Annotated in this window: 16 protein-coding genes; 10 read left to right on the top strand and 6 right to left on the bottom strand. The window is 48.1% G+C overall.

Annotation, left to right across the window (positions count from 1 at the left end):
- Positions 1-162: 162 nt before the first annotated feature.
- Entirely contained in the window at positions 163-483 is a 321-nt protein-coding gene (locus tag LZG94_RS11585; RefSeq protein WP_233792044.1) for a hypothetical protein, read from the bottom strand.
- Between the two features lie 243 nt (positions 484-726).
- On the opposite strand from LZG94_RS11585, the gene LZG94_RS11580 reads away from it, so the two are divergent.
- Genes LZG94_RS11580 through LZG94_RS11565 form a run of 4 tightly spaced genes read left to right on the top strand, consistent with a single transcriptional unit; the run spans position 727 to position 7,427 of the window.
- On the top strand, positions 727-1,416 hold the full coding sequence (locus LZG94_RS11580) for an RNA polymerase sigma-70 factor (protein WP_233792043.1): 690 nt from the start codon (positions 727-729) through the stop codon (positions 1,414-1,416).
- Positions 1,417-1,432: 16 nt separating this feature from the next.
- Positions 1,433-2,431 (top strand): FecR family protein, encoded by a 999-nt coding sequence (locus tag LZG94_RS11575; protein ID WP_233792042.1) that lies wholly within the window; start codon positions 1,433-1,435, stop codon positions 2,429-2,431.
- 35 nt (positions 2,432-2,466) lie between these two features.
- Positions 2,467-5,796: a TonB-dependent receptor gene (locus tag LZG94_RS11570; protein WP_233792041.1), complete on the top strand. Its 3,330-nt coding sequence runs from the start codon at positions 2,467-2,469 to the stop codon at positions 5,794-5,796.
- 11 nt (positions 5,797-5,807) lie between these two features.
- Positions 5,808-7,427, top strand: a complete 1,620-nt coding sequence (locus tag LZG94_RS11565) for a RagB/SusD family nutrient uptake outer membrane protein (RefSeq protein ID WP_233792040.1) — start codon at positions 5,808-5,810, stop codon at positions 7,425-7,427.
- A gap of 57 nt (positions 7,428-7,484) precedes the next feature.
- On the opposite strand, the gene LZG94_RS11560 is transcribed toward LZG94_RS11565, so the two are convergent.
- Entirely contained in the window at positions 7,485-7,955 is a 471-nt protein-coding gene (locus tag LZG94_RS11560; RefSeq protein WP_233792039.1) for a hypothetical protein, read from the bottom strand.
- Between the two features lie 189 nt (positions 7,956-8,144).
- Between LZG94_RS11560 and LZG94_RS11555 the strand changes: the two genes are divergently transcribed.
- Complete coding sequence (locus LZG94_RS11555) at positions 8,145-9,254, top strand: acyl-CoA desaturase (RefSeq protein WP_233792038.1); 1,110 nt, start codon at positions 8,145-8,147, stop codon at positions 9,252-9,254.
- 21 nt (positions 9,255-9,275) lie between these two features.
- On the opposite strand, the gene LZG94_RS11550 is transcribed toward LZG94_RS11555, so the two are convergent.
- Entirely contained in the window at positions 9,276-12,011 is a 2,736-nt protein-coding gene (locus LZG94_RS11550) for a VWA domain-containing protein (protein ID WP_233792037.1), read from the bottom strand.
- Positions 12,012-12,225: 214 nt separating this feature from the next.
- Between LZG94_RS11550 and LZG94_RS11545 the strand changes: the two genes are divergently transcribed.
- From LZG94_RS11545 to LZG94_RS11530, 4 genes are all read left to right on the top strand, one after another.
- Entirely contained in the window at positions 12,226-12,948 is a 723-nt protein-coding gene (locus LZG94_RS11545) for a DUF1080 domain-containing protein (RefSeq protein ID WP_233792036.1), read from the top strand.
- A 322-nt stretch (positions 12,949-13,270) separates the two neighbouring features.
- Positions 13,271-14,065, top strand: coding sequence for a hypothetical protein (locus LZG94_RS11540; protein WP_233792035.1), 795 nt, complete (start codon positions 13,271-13,273; stop codon positions 14,063-14,065).
- Between the two features lie 44 nt (positions 14,066-14,109).
- A complete protein-coding gene (locus LZG94_RS11535) occupies positions 14,110-14,694 on the top strand; it encodes an RNA polymerase sigma factor (RefSeq protein WP_233792034.1) in 585 nt (194 codons plus the stop codon).
- Complete coding sequence (locus LZG94_RS11530) at positions 14,681-15,961, top strand: hypothetical protein (protein WP_233792033.1); 1,281 nt, start codon at positions 14,681-14,683, stop codon at positions 15,959-15,961. The genes LZG94_RS11535 and LZG94_RS11530 overlap by 14 nt, the downstream gene beginning before the upstream one ends.
- Positions 15,962-15,980: 19 nt before the next feature.
- Here LZG94_RS11530 and LZG94_RS11525 read toward each other — a convergent pair whose 3' ends face one another.
- The 3 genes from LZG94_RS11525 to LZG94_RS11515 are packed head-to-tail and all read right to left on the bottom strand — an operon-like array spanning position 15,981 to position 21,753.
- On the bottom strand, positions 15,981-17,549 hold the full coding sequence (locus LZG94_RS11525; RefSeq protein WP_233792032.1) for a RagB/SusD family nutrient uptake outer membrane protein: 1,569 nt from the start codon (positions 17,547-17,549) through the stop codon (positions 15,981-15,983).
- A 34-nt stretch (positions 17,550-17,583) separates the two neighbouring features.
- Positions 17,584-20,643, bottom strand: a complete 3,060-nt coding sequence (locus tag LZG94_RS11520) for a TonB-dependent receptor (RefSeq protein WP_233792031.1) — start codon at positions 20,641-20,643, stop codon at positions 17,584-17,586.
- A 42-nt stretch (positions 20,644-20,685) separates the two neighbouring features.
- Positions 20,686-21,753, bottom strand: a complete 1,068-nt coding sequence (locus tag LZG94_RS11515; protein ID WP_233792030.1) for a sterol desaturase family protein — start codon at positions 21,751-21,753, stop codon at positions 20,686-20,688.
- Positions 21,754-22,454: 701 nt separating this feature from the next.
- Between LZG94_RS11515 and LZG94_RS11510 the strand changes: the two genes are divergently transcribed.
- Entirely contained in the window at positions 22,455-23,165 is a 711-nt protein-coding gene (locus LZG94_RS11510) for a hypothetical protein (protein ID WP_233792029.1), read from the top strand.
- The last annotated feature ends 35 nt before the right edge of the window (positions 23,166-23,200 follow it).

The raw sequence follows: 23,200 nt of genomic DNA, 5'->3' as shown, positions 1-23,200 counted from the left end.
CGGGCAGATACCAGACCCGTTAAGCAAATATTAAGCTTTTTTTAAGTGTGATTTACTTAATCACCTGGCAGAAATGATGAGCGGGGCGCGCAATCCGGTTCGGCATCGACAAAAGTCGAGCTCGGAATGGATGGGAGAAGGATAAATGGAAAAATTGGGAGGTCAGCCTGCTTCGTTCAGACTATGCCTGAGTTGCCAGCTCATTTTGAGGTTGTAGATCTCTTCCTGTTGCGCCGAACGAAGTGCGGACAGGCTTGCCTCCATGGAATCATTGAGCGCACGCATTTCCCGGATATGTTTCATTTTCAGGAATATGCGTTTCAGCATTCCCAGCCCGCTGCTGGCGGCATTGATCTCTTGATTTTGAAGTACTTTGAGTGCTTTTCGCTGTTCGTGGAGGCTGGCTGATATGGTGCTTATTTCCTGAGCGTGTGTCCGGAGGAGGTTGATATATTCCTGGCGGTAGTAGGCATTTTGATGCATGGTCTGCGGAGGTTAGGTAGCGTAGGCATGAAATTCGAAATAATTTGTGACTGTTAGTAAACCTGTGAGAACTAGTTCAAGGAAAACTTATTTAGCGGTTTTTTCAGAATGAAATAACGCTTTCGGATGTCAGACCAGCAGCATTTACTGCATTTTTGTATAGTGCCAAAATTTTTTTTCAAAACCATTAGGTAATTATTACGTCTCATCTGTCCTACTTTAAGAAAGCAAAACAGGTTACTTATGATCGGATTCGCCAGTCTTGATTCTTCTGAAAACGGGGGAGAGGAGCGCGCAATGAGGGCAGCAGGAGAAGATCCTTCGGGAACCGGGCTGAATGGGTTGGCGGATACGGAGTTTTTTATTCGGAAAACCTTTGAAACCGACGTGCAGAAAGGTTGTGAGCTGCTTTTTCAGCGTTACTACAAGCCTATGTGCAGCCACGCAGTGAGGTTTGTGTATTCAAAGGATATTGCAGAAGATATCGTGTCCGACATTTTCTGCAACTTCTGGGATGCTCAGATTTACCGTTCAGTCAATATTTCCTACGGCGCCTACCTTTTCCGATCGGTTAGAAACCGTTGTTTCAATTATTTACAGAAGGAGCAGAACAAGACTTTCCCCATTGACGCGGCTATTGAAAACGATCCGGTGAACTCACATTTACCCGACAAAATGATGCAGTACGAGGAGCTTTACCAGCAGGTGAATGCCCTCGTGCAGGGACTTCCGCCACAATGCCAGAAGGTATTTGTGATGAATCGTTTTGAAGGAAAAGGTGGCAAAGAAATCGCGTCTGAGCTGAATTTGTCTACCCGCACCGTGGAAGCGCATATTTCAAAAGCGCTGAACGTGATCCGAGACGGGTTGCGGCATTATTGGGTGGAGTCGGTGTTGCTGTTTATTATTCCTTTCTGTCAAAATCTCAAATAAGCTATTAAAGCCGACCATGTCATCGATCAGCAAACTATTACTATTTGAACATTTCTCCGGCCGCACCTCCGTGCTTCAAAAGAAGCTGATCGGGGAGTGGCTGCAAACGGAGGCAAACCGGGAGCAGTTTTATGCCTGGCTGGCCGAGTGGGAGGCGACCTTTCCGGTGTACGATCCTGAGCTGGGCGAGCCGCTGGGGCGTTTCAAACAATATATGCAGGAGCCTGAAAAAATGCTTGCCGATACTTCTCAAAATAACCTTGCAATCAACAAAACGTTTACCTGGTACCGTTACGCAGCTGCCGCTGTTTTCCTGCTACTGGTTTCATTCGCGGGTTTCATGTATAAAGACCATTTGTTATACCAGCGTTACACTTCTGATTTTGGGAAAATGAAGGAAATAACGCTTTCGGATGGCAGCCGGGTTACCCTCAATGCCAATTCTGTACTAAGGGTACCGCGCTGGACTTTCGGCGTTTCCGACCGGAATGTGTATCTGGAAGGCGAAGCGGAATTCGCGATTACACATTTGCCTGATCATCAGTTGTTTCAGGTCCATACTATGGACAATTCACTAATTACAGTACTTGGGACGGAGTTTACCGTTTACACCCGCGAGCAGCTTACCAATGTGGTTTTAAATAAAGGAAAGGTAAGATTGTCGTCGGCCGCTGCCGAGGAGCCGCATACCATGCAGCCGGGTGAGCGCGCGACCATCGTAAAAAGCGGCGCGATCAAAGTTGAAATGCTTTCAGAAAAAGAGCTGGCCGCAGAAATGGCGTGGAAAGAACATCGTTTTTTATTTGACAATACCCCGCTGAGCGCCGTTGCCGAGAAGATCCGTGAAGTATTTGGCGTGGAGGTTCATATCGCAGATAAAGCCCTCGCCGTCAGAACCGCCACAGGTTCTTTTCCTGCCGAAAGTGCGGAAGAATTATTGACCAATATGTCTGTCATGTACGGTTTCGAGATCGTCAAGACCAAAAAGCAATTTCAGATTAATCCTATCCCTTAACTTTTTCTTTTACGTCCTAACCTAACCAACTGATTATGCAGAAACGACTATTATCAGTCCGACGGCTATTCCTATTGCTTGCAATCAGTGCTTTACCCACGCTCGTTTCCGGCCAGCTGCTGGCAAAGCTGAAAAGTCAGCCCGTTCAGCAGCGTGCCGAGCCGCAACGTGCGATGAAGCTCAAAGAAAGTTTGCTTTTGCTGAAAGCGAAATATCAGGTTGACCTTTTATTCGAAGAAAAAATCCTGCCCGAGGTACTTGTGCCGGGCAATGCGATACGGTCGGGGGCGTCATTTGAAACAAACCTGAAAACGTTGCTGGGAACCACGGGTATTCAGTTTAGAAAAGTAAAAAAGGGCACTTATGTATTGCTGGAACAAAAACGGACCCGCGAATTCATGAAGCCCGAGCCGCTCGTTCCCGGCCAGCCGGAAGCGCATAAACATGATTTACCTACCATTCCCTCCGGAGCAGAGGCGGGTAAAGAGCACCTGTCACCAACCCGCATTGCGCCCAACGAAATTACGATCAAAGGAAAAGTATTTGATACGCACGAGCCGCCGCGCGAACTTCCCGGGGTGACGATCGCGATAAAAGGAACCAACGAAGGCGCTTCGACGGACGAAAACGGGTATTTTGCGCTGGATGTACCGCGCGACGCAGTGCTGGTATTCACGATGGTGGGCCACAAGAGTGTGGAATACGTTGCGAAATCAGCGAATTCCAACCTGATCATCGCATTGCAGGAAGAAATCGCCAGCCTGGACGAAGCAATAGTAGTTGGGCAGACGGAGCAGAAGAAAAAACATATTGCCGGTTCTATCGCAACCGTGAATGTCGCTTCGCAGATCAGCGGAAAGCCCATTACAACGCTCTCGCAATCGCTGCAAGGAGGGGTAACCGGCTTACAGGTGCAGCAAAGCTCGGGCATGCCGGGCGGCGACGCGGCGGCGATCAAAATCCGTGGTATCAGTACGCTTGGTAACTCCGATCCACTCATATTAGTCGACGGTATCCCGATGGATATGAACCACATAGATCCTGTGACCGTAGAAAGTGTGACGGTTTTGAAAGATGCGGCTGCGTCTGCCATGTATGGTGCCCGGGCAGCAAATGGTGTGATTCTGGTGACGACAAGACGCGGGACGCCGGGTAAAATTTCGGTGACTTACGATGGTTACGTCGGTTCGCAATCGCCTACCTATTTGCAGAAGCTGGTCGACGCGCCGCAGTACATGCGGATGTACAACGAAGCGCGCGTCAACTCGGGTAACCAGCCTTTTTACACAGATGAAGTGATACAGAAAACTGCGGACGGATCGGACCCGATCTTGTACCCGAATACCGATTGGGTGAACCTGATCGTGCGTGAAAACTCGCCGATCACCAGCCACTCCATTTCACTTGACGGCGGCAATAACCTCGCCAGGTTTGCGGTAACTGCCAACTATATATACCAGGACGGAATGATCCCGCTCAGCAAAATGGACCGTTTTAATATCCGGGCGAATACCTCCATTACCGTCAATAAGAGATTCGTTTTCGACGTCGATCTATTAGCCATAAAAAGAAATACGCGGAACAATACCCGCCCGGATGCCAATCAGGGTAACCGGATGCTCGAAGATGTGTACCGGGTGCCTCCAACCATTTTACCCAAATACCCTGAAAAGAATGGCCGCACAATGTACGGCAGGTACGCGGATATTGTGAACCCGCTCGCTTACGCGGAGAGAGGCGGGTACAGAGATTTTGAAAGTGGGCAGGCATTGATCAATATCCAGCCGAAATGGGAGGTTTTTCCAGATTTCAATGTAAAAGGTCAGTTCAGTTTCCGCCTGAACAGCGACCAGGACCGTACCATTGCAGACGCCTACAATTTCTTTGATTACGGAACTAACCAACTGGTGCAAAGCTGGGGTGTGCAGCGTGGCGCCAGTTTCGCGCGCGGTACCTATATGTACATGGCCGCCAATGCAGACTACACTTTCACCAAAAATGATCACCGGCTTTACGCATTCGGTGGTTTTTCAACGGAAAAGAACAGCTCGGGCTACTGGGATGTGAATACGATGGTGTCGGGCTATACCAAACTGAACTACTCGTTTAAAGACAAATATTTGCTGGAAGCGACAGCGAGAATGGACGGTTCTTCCAAGTTCGGGCCGGGGCATCAATGGGGCTTTTTTCCTTCGGCGGCAATCGGCTGGAATATGCACCAGGAAGAATTTCTGAAAAATGTGCGCGGTATTAATAACCTGAAACTGCGCGCTTCCTATGGTTTGCTGGGAAATGAGAATATCGGACTTTACCGTTTTCAGACACTCGTGCAGGGTACGAACGGGTACGAGAACATTTGGGGTAACCCGGATATTACCTGGGAGACCGTCGGGCTTTTTGATGTGGGGATTGATGTAGGGCTTTTTAACAATAGCCTTGAACTGATATTTGACTATTATGATAAAGTGACCAAAGACATTATCCTGCAACCACAGGTTTCCTTTGTAGGTGGAATGGGAAATGTGCCTATCAATGCAGGAAAGGTAAGAAACCGGGGATGGGAGTTGTCTCTCAATTATTTCAAGGAATTAAGTAAAAATTGGACTTTGTCGGTGAAGCCGGGCGTGTCGTACAACCAGAACCGGATCCTCGAACTGCAAAACGGACCATACCTCACGAGTACCACGATCAATCAGGAGGGCAGACCGATCGGTAGTATTTACGGTTACCGCACGGGCGGACTGTTACAACAAGGCGATTTTAATGAAAGCGGCGCGCCTCAGGTTCCGGCCGTGGTTGGTGCCAAGCCAGGGGATATCCGCTACCTTGATCTGAATGGAAACGGACAGATCGACGCGCAGGACCAGGAGGCAATCGGTAACCCTGTGCCGATGGTTAACTACTTTACCAATGTTCGCCTTGCGCACAAAAAATTTGATATTGAAATGCTGATACAGGGAACGGGCAAAAGCGACCAGCGACTGACTGGAATGCTGGCTTACCCGCTCGATCAGACAGCCGACGGAGGCGTGCCAACCACCTACTATGCAGATCGTTACTGGACGCCAGAGCGTACCGATGCACGGTTTCCAAGGCTTTCCAATACACCTGCAAACAACAAACTTTCATCTGATTTCTGGATGCAGAACGGGGCTTACTGCCGGGTGAAATACATTCAGCTGGGTTATAATCTGCCGGTTAAGGCGGTCAGGAAAGTGGGGGCAATGGGAGCGAGGCTGTATGTGAATGCGCAGAATCCTTTTGTATTTACCCCGATGAAACTAATGGACCCAGAAAGTCTTGGGAACCAGTGGACTTACGGGATCATGAAAGTGTACACAGTTGGTATTAATGTCAAATTTTAGTGGCTGCACCGATGAAAAAGTTATTTCAAATACTACTTACCGTTCTGATGCTGACGGTTTTCACGGGCTGTGAAGATTTTTTAACCCAAAACCATCCGACCGGGATTACGGACGACAAATTCTGGGAAACCGAAACCCACGCCCGCGACGCTTTGCGGATTGTGTACGACGCGCTGCCCGGTGGTACCAATGGACGAGATATGCCGTTGAATACCAGCAATATCATGATCATATCAGGTCTTAGTGACGAGGCGGTGCACCGGGCTGATTACATTGGCGCTTACGAGGAGTTTACACGTGGCGTGCACAACAGCAACTGGAGTACATCGCTTTGGTTCTGGAGTTCCGACTTTTCGGGCACGCGCCGGGCAAGCCGGTTTCTCGAACATGTCGACAAATGCTTTATGGACGAAGCGCTCAAAACTCGCATGAAATATGAGGCCCGTGCATTGCGCGCCTATTATCACATGGAATTGTTTCAGTTTTTTGGAGGGATACCGATTGTGACCAAATCGCTGACACCCAATGAGAATAACCTGAGCCGAAACTCCGAGGAGGAGGTTTATAATTTTATCATTTCCGAGCTGACGGAATGCGCGCAGAATCTGCCGGATACTTATACCAACGACGAGTTCTGGCGGGTAAACAGTTCGGCTTGCTGGACACTGATCGCCCGGCTTGCGCTTTATAAAAAGGACTTCGCCCTCGCCCGCGATGCTTCCAAAAGGGTGATCGACAAGAATATTTATGAACTGTATACCAGCAAAACTGCCGGCGCAAATAGCCTTGCAGAATTGTTTACCTATTCGGGAATGCTTAATAATGAGCGCATTATGATCCGCCCGAGTGGCGCGGCTGTGGCCTGGACACGGTTTGCTCCGTTCGGGATTGGCGGAGAAACCTACACTTCGCCCACGAGCACGGTGGTTGACAATTGGGAAACGAAGCAGGGAAAAACGATCTTCGAGCTGGGCGCAGATTCTGTTGCCGCTTACCGGAAGAACCCGAATCACCGCAACAACCGCGACCCGCGACTGCTAGCCTCTGTTTTGTTTTCGGGTGAAAAATTTGTGGACAATACCTACACCGTCGATCCGTTTAATGCATCGCCCAGTAATCCTGATCGGATCGGCCTGGAAAAATCTACGGCGACTGGCTACTGGATCAAAAAGTACCTGGATCCACGCGACCGCCAGCCCCGAGGCGGCACGCTCGATTTTATGATTATTCGCTACGCGGAAGTACTGCTCAATTATGCGGAGGCGCTGATCGAGTTGGGTGAATTCGGTAACCCGGAGGTTTTGAAAAGCATTAATATGGTACGCAGCCGATCTAAAATGCCGAATGTGGATATGAAAGTTTACAATTCACAGGTAAAACTGCGGGAGCTGATCCGTCGCGAGCGGCAGGCAGAACTTGCATTTGAAGGCCAGCGCTATTACGATATCCGCAGGTGGGGCATTGTAAACCAGGTGATGAACGGACAGGTTTTCGGGGCTACCAATCCGGAAACCGGCGTGGCTGTGCGCGTGGAGGAACGTTCCTATAATCCGACACGCGACTATCTCTGGCCGATCCCGCAGAACGAGCTGCTGGCCAATCCGAATATGAAGCAGAATCCGAATTACTGATAAAATGAAAACGGGGACAAAATTGATATTTTGTCCCCGTTTCTTATTCTTGAATCACTATTGCGCTACCTTTTCCAGGAGCGCCATTACTTTGTTGTAATAGGGTTCAGCCAGCTTGCTGGGCTTTATATCCCAGCCGCGGTCGTAGTTCACAATGCAGGAATCTATGAAGCTATTGGTACTTTCGCGAATGGTCGGATCGAGGATAGACAGTTTGGAAATACGTCCTTTTTCAATGCCGGAACGTGATGGTTCTTTCAATATGAGTGCCGAAAATTCGTAGCGGTCAACAATCCCCGATATCCAGAATGCGCCCCGGTTGGTTGCGTCGCCTACTTTTTCGGTAATCTCGGCGTGGATTTCTTTCTCAGCGGGAATACTGACGTCGGTCTTTTGCTTTTTCAGGTATTCGTCAATAGCGCGGGTTACGTGTTCGAGCGGATCGGAGCCGTCGAAGGCACTCAGATCACCCAGTTTCCTGATCTGCTGATCATTTAATCGAATACTTTTTCGCAACACTTTCCGCATACCGTGGCTAATATCTTGGCTGATATCAAAAATACGCAGCTTCCCAGTTGATATTTCAGCAGATTTGGATTTTGATCGCCTGTGCTTCAAATTTGTAATTGTTCTTAGTATAGATTGACGGAGCTGCGGCGCCCGTTTGGAATGATAATAGTATAGCAAGCTGCCAACCCAATTTGATTTAATTTTTTTATGCAGGCCAAAGACAGGATCAAATTCACTCCCCAGGTAAAAAGCCAATTTTTCCCGACTCTAAAGAGCCGGATTGAAGCGTACTTTGAAACCAACCAGATTTCCCGCCACGCCAACAGCACGATGGTGGTCAAGACGATTTCTTTGCTGGCGCTTTACATCCTTCCTTTTATTGCGATCGTAGTGTTCAATCCGCCGTTCTGGGTGAGTCTGATTGGCTGGTTTTTAATGGGATTTGGAGTTTCCGGGATTGGAATGAGCATTATGCACGATGCGAATCATGGTGCATATTCCTCGAAAGCCTGGGTTAATAAGTGGCTCGGTTATACAATCTATCTCGCGGGTGCCGGCGTTACGAACTGGAAGCTGCAACATAACGTGCTTCACCACACTTACACCAATATCGCTTCACTCGACGAAGATATTCGCGACCGCGGCGTAGTAAAGCTCTCGCCGCACTGCCACACGACGAAGGTGCACGGTTTTCAGTGGCTGTATGCATTTGGTTTTTACGCCATATTAACGCTATACTGGGTTACTTTCAAGGATTTTATCCAGTATTATGAGTTTATAAAATCGGGGGTGAACCGGCAGACGAAAAAGGAAAATAGTGAAATGCTTTTGGGTCTGATCGCATTGAAACTGGTGTATTTCGTCGTGTTGTTTGGGCTGCCAATTTTCGTGGCAGGTATCCCGTTTATGCAGGTACTTGCCGGGTTCTGTGTCATGCACATTACTTCCGGGCTGGTACTGACGATCGTATTCCAGCTTGCGCATTCTGTGGAGGGAACCAGCTATCCGGTAGCCAATGAGCAGGGGAATCTGGAAAAAGACTGGGCGATCCATCAGCTGGAAACGACTGTTAATTTCGCGCCCAGGAATCGCTTTCTCACCTGGTTTTTGGGTGGTTTGAATTTTCAGATCGAGCATCACCTTTTTCCAAAGATCTGCCACGTGCACTATCCGCAAATCGCGGCGATCGTTAAGCAGACTGCGGCGGAATTCGATCTGCCTTATATGGAAAACGAATCTTTTTCGGTTGCATTAAAGTCGCACGTGTCGAGTCTCCGCCGGTTTGGAATGCCTTCTTTGAATGAGGCTATCGGCTGATTTGAAAAACACTTTGGACACTTATCTCGCCGCTTTTTTCCTGGCCTGCGCTTCGATGATCAGTTGCAGGTCGGCACTTTCTTCCGTTACATGCGCATAAGTTCCCTGACCAAGCTGACTAAGTTTTTTTAGCCTCTGACCAGTGTTCGCATTTCTTCCAAAAGTAAAAACAGTAAGATACAGGTCCTGGCTGGCATTTTGTTTGATCATTTCCAGCACTTCGTCGCTTACCGGAAATTCGCCATCGGTTGCCAGCACGATCCGGTTGTTGCCGCCGCGGATGTAGCTTTTGTTGGCTGTTTTGTAGGCTAACTTAATTCCCTCATTCCCATCGGTATCCCCGTCAGATTGCAGCAAATCTATCATTCTTGCAATTTCAGAAGCTTTGGAGCCGGACGTTGGTTTCAGCACTACGCGTGCTTTTCCCGAATATAGTACGATCGTGATCTGGTCTTCCGGACGCAGCAGCGTGAGCAGCGATTTGATGGAACGTTTCAAAAGCGGCATTTTGAAAGGAGAATTCATCGACGAGGAAACATCGAGCAGCAGGATCATATTGTTGGCCGCATAACCTTCCAGCGAACGCTCCACATTTTGCTGTGTGTTTCTATCTAAATAGACGGTGTCCACCCGCACGCGCTCCACATAAACGGTGTCGTGAAAGGTTTCGACCGTTTTTCCAAATGCGATTTCGGTCTGCTTTTTTGCGGGTTGCTCTCGTGGTCGTTGGCTGTCTGCGGTTTTGGGTGTTTCGGCTTGCGCGGCTGGTGTTTCGATTGTTTTTGAAGCTGTTAACCGGCGAAAAGCAAACAGGTCGGGCTGGTTGACAGCTTTTAACAAACCCGCATTGGCTAGCTCCACAAACTTGTTGTACAGGTAAACCAGTTCTCCATTATAGAAGTAGTAAAACGATTCGTAGGGATTGGAATAGCTGTTTTGCGCCGGTTTAAGCTTCTGCACTTTCTCCGAAAACCGGAGCGAATTGCCAGCCAGATCTTCGTATGGCGTATACGGGCAAAGTCCGTTACTGCGTCCGTATCGCTGCAAGCCTTTCATATTCTTGTATTCGTCGGCGATCAGTTGCTTCGCGTGGGCTTCAACCTGCGCAGTTTCAGGAAGTTTATCGGATTTGCCTTCTAAAAAAGCCCGTACCCCAAACAGATTTTCCTTATCCCCGTCCAGAGTTTGCAGCAAAGCATTGCCGGAAACGTACCACGAGCTGGCAGGATTTGCATTGGGAAAACTGTCGTGAATACGCCGGATTTCATTGTACAACTGTTCCTTTTTTTGATCAAAAATCCCGAAAAGCACAGCATACCTGTCAAGTATCTCGTCCGAACGTTTCAGCTGATCTTTTAAATACTGTTTCTCAGCCGTGTAATTGACGAGCTCGATACTCAGTCCATCCATTTCCTTCAATATATTGAGCAACACTTCTGCCTGCGTGCCGATTACCTTCCGATAAGGTGTGGGAATGGAAGCAGCTGAGTTGTTAAGTAGCTGATAATCAGATACCGGGACTTTGAAATCGGCGTGGGAATAGGCGAGATCGGCACGTTTTGCAGCGGTTGCCGGGTCGCGGTAGTACTCGGCGGAAGACTGGTAATTGCGCGTCAGTAACTGCAACAAATGCATTTGCCGGAGCGATTCGTTGATGAAATCAATATAGCCATTGAAGGTACGAATGGAAGCCGGCGTGGCGGGTACAGTTGCTTTTTTTAGTTTAAATGAAGGTGTTGGAATATCTTCGAAAGTTGGAGTTTTTCCGGTTTTTACAATATCCGCATCTGTCGGCTCCTCAGCTGTGACCGGACTGAATGCAGGATAAAACAACAGCCGCTTCCCCGATTTACTGTAATTGACAAATGACATTTGCATCGCGAGCAAATCCTGGTTGAACTGCTTCAAGAGCGAGATATAGACACTATTCCCATGCCCGGCAGACTGTTGTGCTGCGAAATTATGATCGTCCAGTGCCCGCCGCTTAATATCCTGCATGGACGCGATGGCCCTTTTGAAATCACCCGCTGCGCTGGACGCAGGGTAGGGTAGTTGTGTCACCGCTTTTCCGTACGCGGCCAGCCATTTTTCGTCGAGAAGCATACTTTTTTGCACGCGCTCAACCGGCCAGCCGGATTTGGTTGCCTCACGCAGGTAATAAGGTAGCGAGTCGAGCAGCTGCTGCTGGCTGGCTAAGATCTGCTCCATTTCCCGTTCCGTGCTCAAAAAAGGATCAGTCGGATCGTAAGGCTGGTATTTTCGGTAGAGCTGCTGTATTTGTTTGTAAAAAACAGTTTTCTCATTTTTAAACTCAATAAAAACACCTTCGATCTCCGACACGAGCGCGCTGGACTGTTTCAGATCATCTTTATGGTAAGCATTCAATCTGACGTGCGTTTCGAGCGTTTTCGCGGTTTCATCAAGCTTGTTCAATACCTGCCATAACTTTTCTGCGCCAGTGTTCAATTTTACTTTTTCAGCAGGTTGCAGACCGGTTCCTTCCAGGCATTTTTTGTAATAATATTCCTCCAACGGCCCTGAGGATGGCAGGCGCAAAGAGAATCCTGGTTTTTGCTGATACGCGTCCACTTCTGACTGATATTTCCGCAGCGTTTCGAAACGGTCGGTTACGACATTTGCTGATTTATTTATAAACTCAACATATTGATTGAGGGATGGAAACGCCGCTGCATGCTGCGCAAGCGCCCAGTAAGAACTGAATGAAAACATAAGTGTGAAAAGAGCGGAAAGGCGCATAGTGTGACCCGGTGGATACCTGATTAGCAGCTGGTTTTTCCAAAGTTCGTGATTTGCTTTAAATCACAAGCGTTATTTAGCCGGCAGGCAGGCCGGGTTAGTTAACGGTTTAGCTTTTGCTCTGCACGCGTGTATTTCGAAATTTTAAAAACCGGATCAGTATTTTGAACAGCGTCGCCGCTTGTCAATGTGATCACCAAAACCAGGCAAAACCATGTTACGAATATCCCTCGCCTTCGCATTTGCAATATTTTATATAGGAGTACAGGCGCAGTCGCTCAATACACTGTCGGCCGCAGAGAAAAAGGACGGCTGGAAACTGTTATTTGACGGAAAAACCCTGAAAGGCTGGCATGCCTACAATGCCAAAACGCCCGGCTCGGCCTGGATCATCGAGGATGGAGCTGTGAAATTGAATGTGCCTGAAAGAGCGGGGAATAAGGCGAAAAACGGAGGGGATATCGTCACCGACGAAATGGTAAACGGCGATTTCGAATTTAAAGCGGAATGGAAGGTGAGCAAGTTTGCAAATAGCGGGATCTTCTTTTTTGTAGACGAAAATCCGACTAACAAGAATATGCACACTACCGGGCTGGAATTGCAGGTTATTGATGATAAGATCTACGAAGGCGCCAAAGAAAATACCCACCGGGCGAGTGATTTTTTCGGGATCGCGAATGCGCGGCTGCGTGAAGGTAATCCGCAGGGAGAGTGGAATAAAGTGCATTTTATCGTTAAAAACGGCAAGCTTACCGTATATCAAAACGAGTTCATCGTACAGGAGCACGATCTTAACGGCGCGGACTGGAAACAACGTGTAGCCAACAGCGGACTAAAAGCCGCCCCGATCGGCAAAGGGATTTACAAGGGCAGGATCGGTTTACAGGATTGGGGCAGCACGGTTTGGTACCGGAATATCAAGTTGAAGCAGTTTTAGCTGTTAGGTTTTAGCTGTTAGCCTTATATCAATAGCTGACAGCTAATGGCTAACAGCTAACAGCTAACAGCCAACAGCCTTCCCCAATATTTCCAAGCAAAGGCAGCGCTAGTTCATTAACTTGTGTCTTATTATTTACAGACCCAGTAACGTTCCAATGTTCAGATTTTTACCTAGCTCCTTTTTTAAAAAAATTAAACTCTCCTCTAAAAGTTCTTTATTGGCCACGGCCGCTTTACTGTTTTTTTTGGCAGGCTGTAACACAGTAATAGAACCTGCAGAGCCGCCTGTATTGTCGGAAATACCCGAAAAAGTAGTGAAAATGTTCAGTGCCCGTTTTCCTGACGCGACCGAAACAACGATCAAAATCGTTGAAAAGGACAAGTTTTGGGAGGCGAACTACAAGGTGAATAATCAGCGGTTTTATGCCGGGATGGATTCGTTGAAGATTTTGAGGCGGTCGAGGCTGGAAGATGTTGCAGTTCCCGACTCCATCCGGGTGGGTATCGACAATTCGATGCTGGCCGGCGTGGAGATTTCGGACTATCGGGACGAGGTAGAATCATTTCACAGACCCTATCGGTTGCGCACAGCCAGGTATCGGTTTCAGGATAAGGAATATTTGCTCAATTGGGTAGAGAATGAACCGATCTATATGATCCGCAGCGAGCCATTTTACAAATTTGAATATCCAATCAATTCGAAAGCGGATCTGCCAGAGAAAATTAGGTCTGTTATGGACGCGGAGCCTATTTTGCATATCGGCGGGCTGATCTTTATAGACGAAAAAAACGAAAAGCGGTATCAGCTCAACGCTTCAAATGGCGACGGTCTGCCAGGCGGTGATTATGTGTTTGATAACGATCAAAACCTGATTTCGGTAAGTTACAAACCAGCCAAAACATTGTCGGGCGTCGATGAATTGCCGGATCATGTCAAGCAATATCTTGATCAGCTGAATGCACAATATGGATTTACTTTTCAACTCGGCTACCAGATGCGCATTACCAATGGATATTGGTTTTACCTGAGCAACAGTAACCGCGAATCTTTGGAATTGATACTTGACGAAAATGCAAAAGAATTGGAAAGATTCCACACCAAATATGTGAATTGAATACCGGCTTAACGTCTCGATCCTTTAATGTTTAAGATAATTCAATGAGGCTTTTTAAAAGCAAAAAATACAGCTCGCTGGAAGAACTGGTCAAAGCCTGTCAGAGGCAGGACCCCAGTGCGCAGACTGCTTTTTATGACCTCTACAAATCGAAGCTGCTGGGTATTTGTTTCCGTTACGCCAAAACGGGTGCCGAGGCGGAAGATATATTTCAGGAGGCGCTGATCAAGGTTTTCAAGAATCTGGGAGAATTAAAGGATACCAATGTGGTGGCCAGCTGGGTAAAATCGATCGTGATCCGGACTGCTATCAATTACTATAACCGCACTACGAAGCAGGAGCAGCTCAATTCATGCGTCGACGATATTGCCGCCGAATTCAAATCTGAGGAACACGAACGGATCATCAACCAAATGGATATGGAAGTGCTGCTGAATGTGATCAACAGCCTGCCCGACGGTTACAGAATGGTGGTTAACTTATACCTGATCGACGGATTTTCGCACAAAGAAATAGGAGAGTTTCTGCACATTACGGAGAGTACTTCGCGCTCCCAGTTTTTCAAAGGGAGAAATTTATTAATCAAGAAATTAGAACAAAAAGGAATTACGCAATATGAAATCTCCTGAGAACCATACAGATGACGGATTGCGCGACGCCCTGAAACGGAGGTTCGACGACTTCGAAATGAAGCCGGATCCGATGTTGAAGAAGAATATCTTTGCAGCATTGCGGGTATGGCAGAAAGACAAGAATTTTCAAAGAAACTGGATCGTTTTCCTGACCCTGGCAATCCTGTTTACGGGAACGTTATTTCACCGGTCAAGCAGAAATCCGGCTGTGAAAGAAATGCCGCATTCGGCGAAAGTCAATACGAACGGGTTACCCGAAGCGGCAAAACCGGCGCTTGCAGCGGCAGCGGTTGAGACAAAGCATATTGCTGAAAACAGGGTTGCGGCAAAGTCAGTCGGGTTGGTTGAAATAAGTAGTATTGTAAAGCAAACCGGCCCGGTCGAGTCTGTTGAAGTACAAGACAATTTAGAAACTAACAGAAACGTAGCAGTTCCGTCTGAGCGGACTATTGATCCAACCCCGGATCTGCCTGATCGGGAAAATATTAATGCTCTTGAAGCAGTTGACAAAGAAGTAATTAACGAGGATCCAGGTAGCAAAGTCGAAGAGAACCTGGCGCTTCTTGACAACTTGCCGGCGCACTTTGCCAGCCCGCTAATGCAGGTACCCGAGCCCGTTTTACCCGATTCGAGCTACTTCGTAAAACCAAAGACCGCGAACCACGGCTGGACGATCCTGGCCGGGGTTACGCCTGTTAAGACCTTCCAGGTTCTGAATGTCATTTCAAATCCCGGTTTTATCTATCGAAATTTCCAGTTTCCCAGGTCCGCTTCGCTTGAAACTTTGGGATATAAGCTGAATGCAGGAATCGGGAAAAATGGTTTTGAATTCCTGATCAGTTATTCACATTACCGCCAATCTGTACGTTACGAGCGGGCTGGCGATGAGTTTGAGATCTTGCCCGGCGGAACAAATGATGCACAGGTAAGGCGGAAGTTCACTGCCGTGAATTCCGACCGTACATTGCGGTTGGTCGGATTGGGAGTACGAAAACAATTCGTTCCGCGGGCGCCGGCGTTCCGCGATTTTTATGCTACAATAGGCACCGAGCTCAGTACGGAACTGACGCAAGGCTTCACTATGGCGTGGCTGAATGCGGGTATCGGCCGTCAAGTAGTGGTTGGTAAAAGTGGAACATTGCAGGTCGGTCCTTACTTCGAATATGGGTTTACCAAATTGCTAGGTACGGAGGGAGCTTTCCAGGTCAAGCCTTACCAGGTCGGACTATCGATCATATTAAAAAACAGCTTTAAAGGCCGGTGATCGTGCAAAGTGAACGGACTTATTCAAAACCAGGGTTTTGTACGAGTAGCTTGTTGTTGTCTATTTCGGATTGCGGGATCGGATAAAGTCTGTGCTTGTCGGCTGCATTGGTTTTCCCAACCTTGTGCAGGTTCGCCACGAAACTCGGCTTTCCGTTTGCATCCTTCTGGCGGATCAGGTCAAACCAGCGCTGGTATTCGTAAGTGAGTTCGAGGCGGCGGTCCAGATATACCGAGTCGCGGAATTGTTCTTTCGACAAACCGGTCGTCAGATTTGGCAAACCTGCCCGGTTTCTCACGCGATTTAGCGATTTGTAAGCTTTTGCAGTAGGTCCGTTCGCTTCGTTTTCTGCCTCGGCATGGATGAGGAGCAGTTCTGCATATCTTAATATCGGTACATTGGTAGCCGCTTGGTTCGTTACCGTGGAGGAAGCAGGATCAACCCATTTATTCCAAAATGGCGTAGAATCGCCGGATACGGTCGCATTAGCAATAGGCAACGCATATTTTCTCCCATTCGCAGGACTTGTAAAACTTCGCACAAAAGTAACGTCGCGCCGCTTGTCAGTCGGTTTGAAAAGTTTGTAAATGCTGAAAAACTTATCGGAACCCACCGTATAAAACCGCACCATGTGCGCGTAGTTTCCATTCAACCCCGGCACTCCCGAAAGTATAGCGCGTGAATATTCATTGTTTCCCTGGTTCAGCGAATTCGATTTGAACTGCGCCGAAAAGATGTGCTCCCTGTTGTTTTTGAATGCGGGTAAAAATACTTCTGCATAATTGGTCACCAGGTCGTAATTGTAAGTCCCGGTACCGCCGTCCGTTGCTGAAAGTGCTTCCTCTGCCTTGGCGACTGCATCCTTGTAGTGTGCGGCTATATTGAGCGGGTAGGAAGCCTTGGTCAGATACACTTTTGCGAGCAATGCTTTTGCAGCTCCGGCAGTGGCGCGGCCGGCATCGGGAGACGCATAAGTAGCGGGAAGTGCCAATGCGGCCTCTGTCAGGTCTTTTTCAATCTGCGCATACACCTCTGATGAGGGCGATTTGGCAACTTCATATCCGGCTGCATCTACAAACTTCTGGTACTCCGTGATCAGCGGCACGTCGCCGTAAAGTCTTACCAAATTGAAGTAATACAGCGCCCGCAAAAATTTTGACTCGCCTATCAGCCTTGATTTCAGTGTATTGTCAAACTCGATAGCCGGGATTTTTTCCAATGCAACATTCGCCTTTTTGATAGCTGCATAATGCTGCTGCCAAATCTCGTAAATACGCAGGTTACCCGACGAATGCGCGAGCACAGAAAGCGAGCGAACATCTGCATTGGTCGCGCCTGGACCCGGATCTTCATCGTCGCCCGCCATATTCATCCCCGTATTGAAAAGCGTATTATAGGGAGTCTGGATATTGTTACCTCCCGAATTCAGGAAGAAATAAACCGAGTTGACAGCATTGATCGCGTCGTTCTGTGTTTTGTAATATTGATCTTCCGAAAGGAAAGACTCGGGTTCCTCTTTCAAAAATTCCTCGCAGGAAGTCAATGCGAGTGCAAGAGGAAGAAGCAATATATATTTGATATTTTTCATTTGAATATTGATTTCTTGTTGACTACCGGGGCGATTAAAACGACAGCGATAAGCCAACCTGATACGACTTATTATTAGGATACACACCTGAATCGACACCTTTATTAATCAGTGACTGTCCGTTCAAGCTTACTTCCGGATCGTAACCCGTGTATTTCGTCCAGGTAACCGGGTTTTGGGCAGATACATAAACCCGCAGCGTTTCGATCTTGATTTTCGACAACAATGCTTTCGGAATGTTGTAACCGAGTGACAGGTTTTTCAGCCTGTAATAAGTAGCGTCTTCGATAAACCGGTCTGAAATGGTGATCGCCGGATCCTGGAATGCGGCTTTCACGTCTGTATTCGTGTTCGCCGGTGTCCAGCGGTCGAGCAGTACGTCCGATCCGTTTACGTAACCCGTCCCCAGTTCCAGGTTTGCGCGATTTTGGTTATACAACTTCCCACCGATCGACGCCTGGAAAAAGATCATCAGGTCAAATCCTTTGTAGCTGAAAGAGTTGGTCAAACCGGTTGTAAAACCTGGCTGGTTGGAAACGATCACGCGGTCGCCTGTTTGGGTAATGATCCCGTCACCGTTCACGTCCTTATATTTCTGTCCGCCCGGACTCTTGTTTTGCTGGGGCGTCAGCGGCGTTTCGCCTTGCTGAATAACACCGTCGGCCTGGTAGGTAATGAACGACCCGAGCGGGTAACCCACTTTCGCGATCGATGGCATATTGATGTTCGGGATAATCTGGTTCACGCCGCCGCCGAGACTCAGGATCTTATTGGTATTGCGCGCAAAAATGAAGATCGTATTCCATTTCAGAGCGCCGGTTGTGTTTTGAGAATTTACATACAACTCAATACCCTGGTTACTTACTTCGCCAATATTCTGGTAGATCGTGGAAGCCTGGCCGTTGTAAAAGTCAGAAAGTCCTGATGAGCCCGCGACGGTTCTGGTTAGCAGCAGGTCGGAGGTTCTTTTGTAGTAGTAGTCAAAAATGATATTAAGCCTGTTCTTGAAAAGTCCCAGGTCAAAACCTGCATCCACCTGGAAAGTTTTCTCCCAGCCAAGATCGGGGTTTGGTACGGTGTTCGGAGCGTAACCGGATACAGTTGTGTTGGAGAAATTGTATCGGAAATAGGCAAGTTGCGACAAAGACTGGTAAGGCGGAATGCTCTGGTTTCCGGTAGTACCCGCACTCACACGCAGTTTCAGCAGACTGATCTTTTTGAACTGCTGAAAAAACTTTTCATTGTTCAGGTTCCAGCCAAAAGCCGCAGAAGGGAAATAGCCCCATTTGTTACCCTCTCCAAAACGGGAAGAACCGTCGGCGCGAAGTGTAAAAGTAACCAGGTAGCGATCGTCGAATGCGTAGTTGATCCGGCCGAGGTAGGAGGCAAGTGACCAATCGTTTGCAGCGGAGCGGGGCGCAATGCTGGTGATCCCGGTTGCCAGGTTGTTGTAACTAAATGCATCCGTAGCGAATCCCGCCGCCTCTGCAATCGTGGCTTTGGACTCGGAAGTTTGCGCGGTGAAACCTACTACTGCATTCACCCGGTTTTTATCGTCAATATCCTTATCGTAGCTTAAAGTGTTCTCATTGAGCCAGCTGGTAGTAGAAACGGTACCCACGATCGCATTGCCGCTTAGAGCCTGGCCTTCTGCGGTACTGCTTGGGAGGTAGCGGTTTTGCTTGTTTCCCACCACATCCGCGCCGACTAAAATTTTTGCTTTCAATCCGTCGATGATCGTGTATTCACCCGAAATATTACCCAGAAAACGGTTGGTAATAGTCTCGTTAAGCTGGTTGTACAGGGAGTTGATCGGGTTTTGCAATGCAGATTCAAACGGGCTGTTGATCACGAAGGAACCGTCGTTTTGATAAACGGGCAGGGCAGGAGGGGTTTGCAAAAGGTTGGCCACAATATTTGCCGGGGCTACATTCGATTTGATATTGCTCGCATTCAGATTGGCCAGTATCCTGAACCGGTCGTTATACTGATGGTCCACATTCACCCGCGCCGAGTACCTTCTGAAATCCGTATTTTGAAGAATACCATTTTGTTTGAAATAATTACCCGAAACTGCCAGCCGCGTTTTGTCTGAGCCCGAAAGGATCGACAGGTTGTGACTTTGCTGGGAAGCTTTGCGGAATGCCGCCGCCTGCCAGTCAGTACCCGCGCCGGTCGTATCCAGCGAATATCCCTGAACGGACGGGATAGTAGCCGTTTTTCCGGAATTCGCAGCCGCATCTTTCCGCAGCGCCCACCATTCACCCGCATTCAAAAGCGGCAGCGTGCGGATCACTTCCTGGGTACCGTAAAATGCGTCATAGTTGATCGATGACTTGTTCTTTGAGCCCGTTTTTGTAGTAATAATTACAACTCCATTCGCACCGCGGGAACCGTAGATCGCCGTCGCGGACGCATCTTTCAAAACATCAATGTTCTCAATATCAGCGGTATTGAGCGACGAAAGAGGGTTGATCTTCGAACCGTTCGTCACGCCGGCATCGTTGAGCGAATAATCGTTGTTGATCGGAAAACCGTCGATCACGTAAAGCGGGTCGCTGCCTGCGGTGATCGAGTTGTTACCCCGGATCTGCACACTTACCCCGCCGCCCGGCTGGCCGGAAGTTTGCGTTACGACCGCACCCGCCACAGAACCTTGCAGCAAACGCTCCACCGAAGCCACCGGCTGACTTTTGATCTCAGTAGGGACTGAGGATACGGAACCGGTGATATCTTTTCGTTTTTGTTCACCATAACCCACTACCACCACTTCATCGAGCAGGTTGGCCGTTTTCAGTGTCACTTCCACAGCCTCAGCGGTCAATTCGTAAATCTCGATTTCCTGCGTCTGGAAACCGGTCATATTGAGTTGCAGTGTAAACGGGAATTCTTTGGCGGCGGCAATACTAAACTTACCGTCCACATCCGTCAGGGCATATTTGGAACTGCCTTTTTCAACAACAGTCACACCCGGCAGCCCCTGGCCGGAATCATCTTTGACGACGCCGGTGATAGCGTCCTGGGCTTTTGCTTGTGAGAAAATCAACAGGAGTGCACCCAATAACCATAAAGGGTAAATCTTTTTCTTATCCATCAGAATTTTATTTAATAATAAATGCGGCAACAGAGGCGCTTTTCAGCTTGCCGCGCGGGCTTCCAGGTGAATAGGCTCGATGATCGTTTCGCGGACCTCGTCACCTACTACCGGTCCGTTGGCGGCTAGCTCGCTGCCTTCTTTTTTAGACTTGAAAATAGGCCAGAGGAACTGTGCGTACCATTCTTCTTCCTTATAGTGCTTGATCCCGAATGATGAAGGGTACTTCCTGGTAATAATGCCCGTCCCGAATATCAAATCCCACACAAAGAACATATTGCCGAAGTTTCCTTTGTAATAACCGACGCCATCGTCGGTCGTATCGGCATGGTGGGCCTGGTGCGTCGCAGGGGTGGATATCAGCCTTTCCAATACCCAGCCGATCGGGTTAAGCCACTTGATCGTATAAAATGGTTTGTCCCAGGGAATGCTGGAATGCGCGCCCGTCACGATCAGTGACTTGATGACTTTTACAAAAAGGGCCGCATAACCCAACCCTACAAACGTAAGCGCGGCAGTCAGGTATGTTTGTGAAAAGAATATGGTGTAAATGATATTCTGGCGGCTCGCCATCGCCATTCCCATATAAGGCGCACTGTGGTGGGTACGGTGAAAACGCCACAACCAGGGTAGCTGGTGGTGAATACGGTGGTACCAGTATTGGGTCAGATCGTCGGCTACTGCGATGATTACAAACGCCCACCAGAACGGTACCCAGTTGAATATACCTTTTCCTTCGGGCAGGATCTGCGGCAAAAGTTGTAAGCTATAATAGGTCACAACCGGCCTCACCACGATTTTGGGGACGATAAAGCAGATAATATCCAGTGTACTTTCGTTTTTAGTCCATTTATTTTCATACATACCGGCAAGGAATTCAACCACGCCGATCACAAGTACGATTACAGGTAAGCCCCAGGAGCTGAGGTTCTTGAAAACATCTTCCAGAAAACCGGGTACCTTAAATGGCAATGCGCTGCTGCCTGCCCAGGGCTTGTAGCCCGTGAAGTAGAAGGCGGCGAACATCAGAACAATGGGAGCCAGGTAGAGCAACACACTGATACCGGCGTCACGCGCAATTTTTTGCGTAATTTCCTTTTCTGCTTTCATGTCTTAACGATTTATTGTAAAGGATGTAGTGCTAACTGAGCAGCGTATACGCAAGCCAGATTCCGCCTGCGATGAGCAGGAAAGGCACGACCGTCAGGAGTATGCCAACAGCAATTTTCCTGACCAAAAGGAATATGTCAGCCTGTGTCATGGACGCTGAAATTTGAATATGGATTAGAAAGGATATCCGGAAATATCCCGCGGCAGCACGATCGTAGGGTGGAAAATTCCCAACCACCGAAAACCTTCTCCCGACGGTCAGCCGCCAATCGGGATATTTCCGGACATGATATTAAGACGAGATTGAGTCGGAGCTATTACAACAACTGCTGTTAAGCAAGCAGTCTGTTAAGTATACCACCTTGCGGGCCTGCGTTTCCAGGCACGGATTAAGTAAAATAATCGCTTTCATTGGCGAATGTTCTGGCTGTGTTATATGGCGTTCGGGTGGTTCAATCGCCATAGTCTATTAAACTTATAGACAAAGTAAATTTATAGTTTCGGAATAAACAAATGCTATCCGAATATTTTTGTAAAAAAGATTTTACTGTGTTTGATGCATGCGAAATCCGTGCTGTTATATCTGGATTATCCGTTGAATAAATTTAAAATTACCGTTTCCGGACAATTGCTAATTTCAAGGTAATAATCAGATTTTCAGTGTATTTGTATTTTACATTCACCTGTTTTATACCATTATTATGAAAAAGCTCAACTCCTCCGCAATTTTCCTTTCACTTGTTTACGCTCTGCTCGTGATGGCGCTTTCCTGTACCGATCACGAGGTACCGGTCGAGAATTTACCTGAGTCGAAATGTAAGGCTACCGACGGGTCGGACAGACTTTATCCCTGTGAATTTGTAATTGAAAAAATAACCCTGCTCGGTGCCGGCGGTACGGAACTTGGTTCGGTAACAGGTTCGATGCAATCTGCCGTGGTTTCCCGATTTGCTGCGAAAGCTAATAGCAACAATGGTTACGTAGTGGGATCTACCGGCTACGCGACATTTGATTTCAGGATCACTTTGAAGCGCGTAGCCACGCCTTCATTTCCTGTGAATGCAGGATACCTGATCGGGTTTACGCATAATTCTGCGGGTAAAGCGATCCTGCACACGCCCGCTTTCGCAGGGGATACTTATGGAGAAAGAACGAAGCTGGGCGCGCCGGTTGCACTGGATATGGCGGTAGGCGAGACGCGCGACGTGACCGTGGAACTTGGTATTCCTTATACGCTGGTCAATGCCGGGCCGAGTGGCGTGGTGCCTGAAATGCTCTTTTCCTACACTTCTTTTTTCGTCGACAACGATGTCACTACGCTGAAATTCAACCGCTTGGCGATACCTTATTTTTATGTAGGAAGTGTTACGGAAGCTTTTTACGAAAAGTTGCAGATCAGGGTTACGAATTAAGAATTGTCGCCTTACTGAATCAAAAAGCCCTTTTT

It is taken from the genome of Dyadobacter sp. CY343, from assembly GCF_021390335.1.
GTDB lineage: Bacteria > Bacteroidota > Bacteroidia > Cytophagales > Spirosomataceae > Dyadobacter.
The sequence above is the reverse complement of the archived record's forward strand: the minus strand, read 5'-3'. Positions and strand labels throughout refer to the sequence as shown.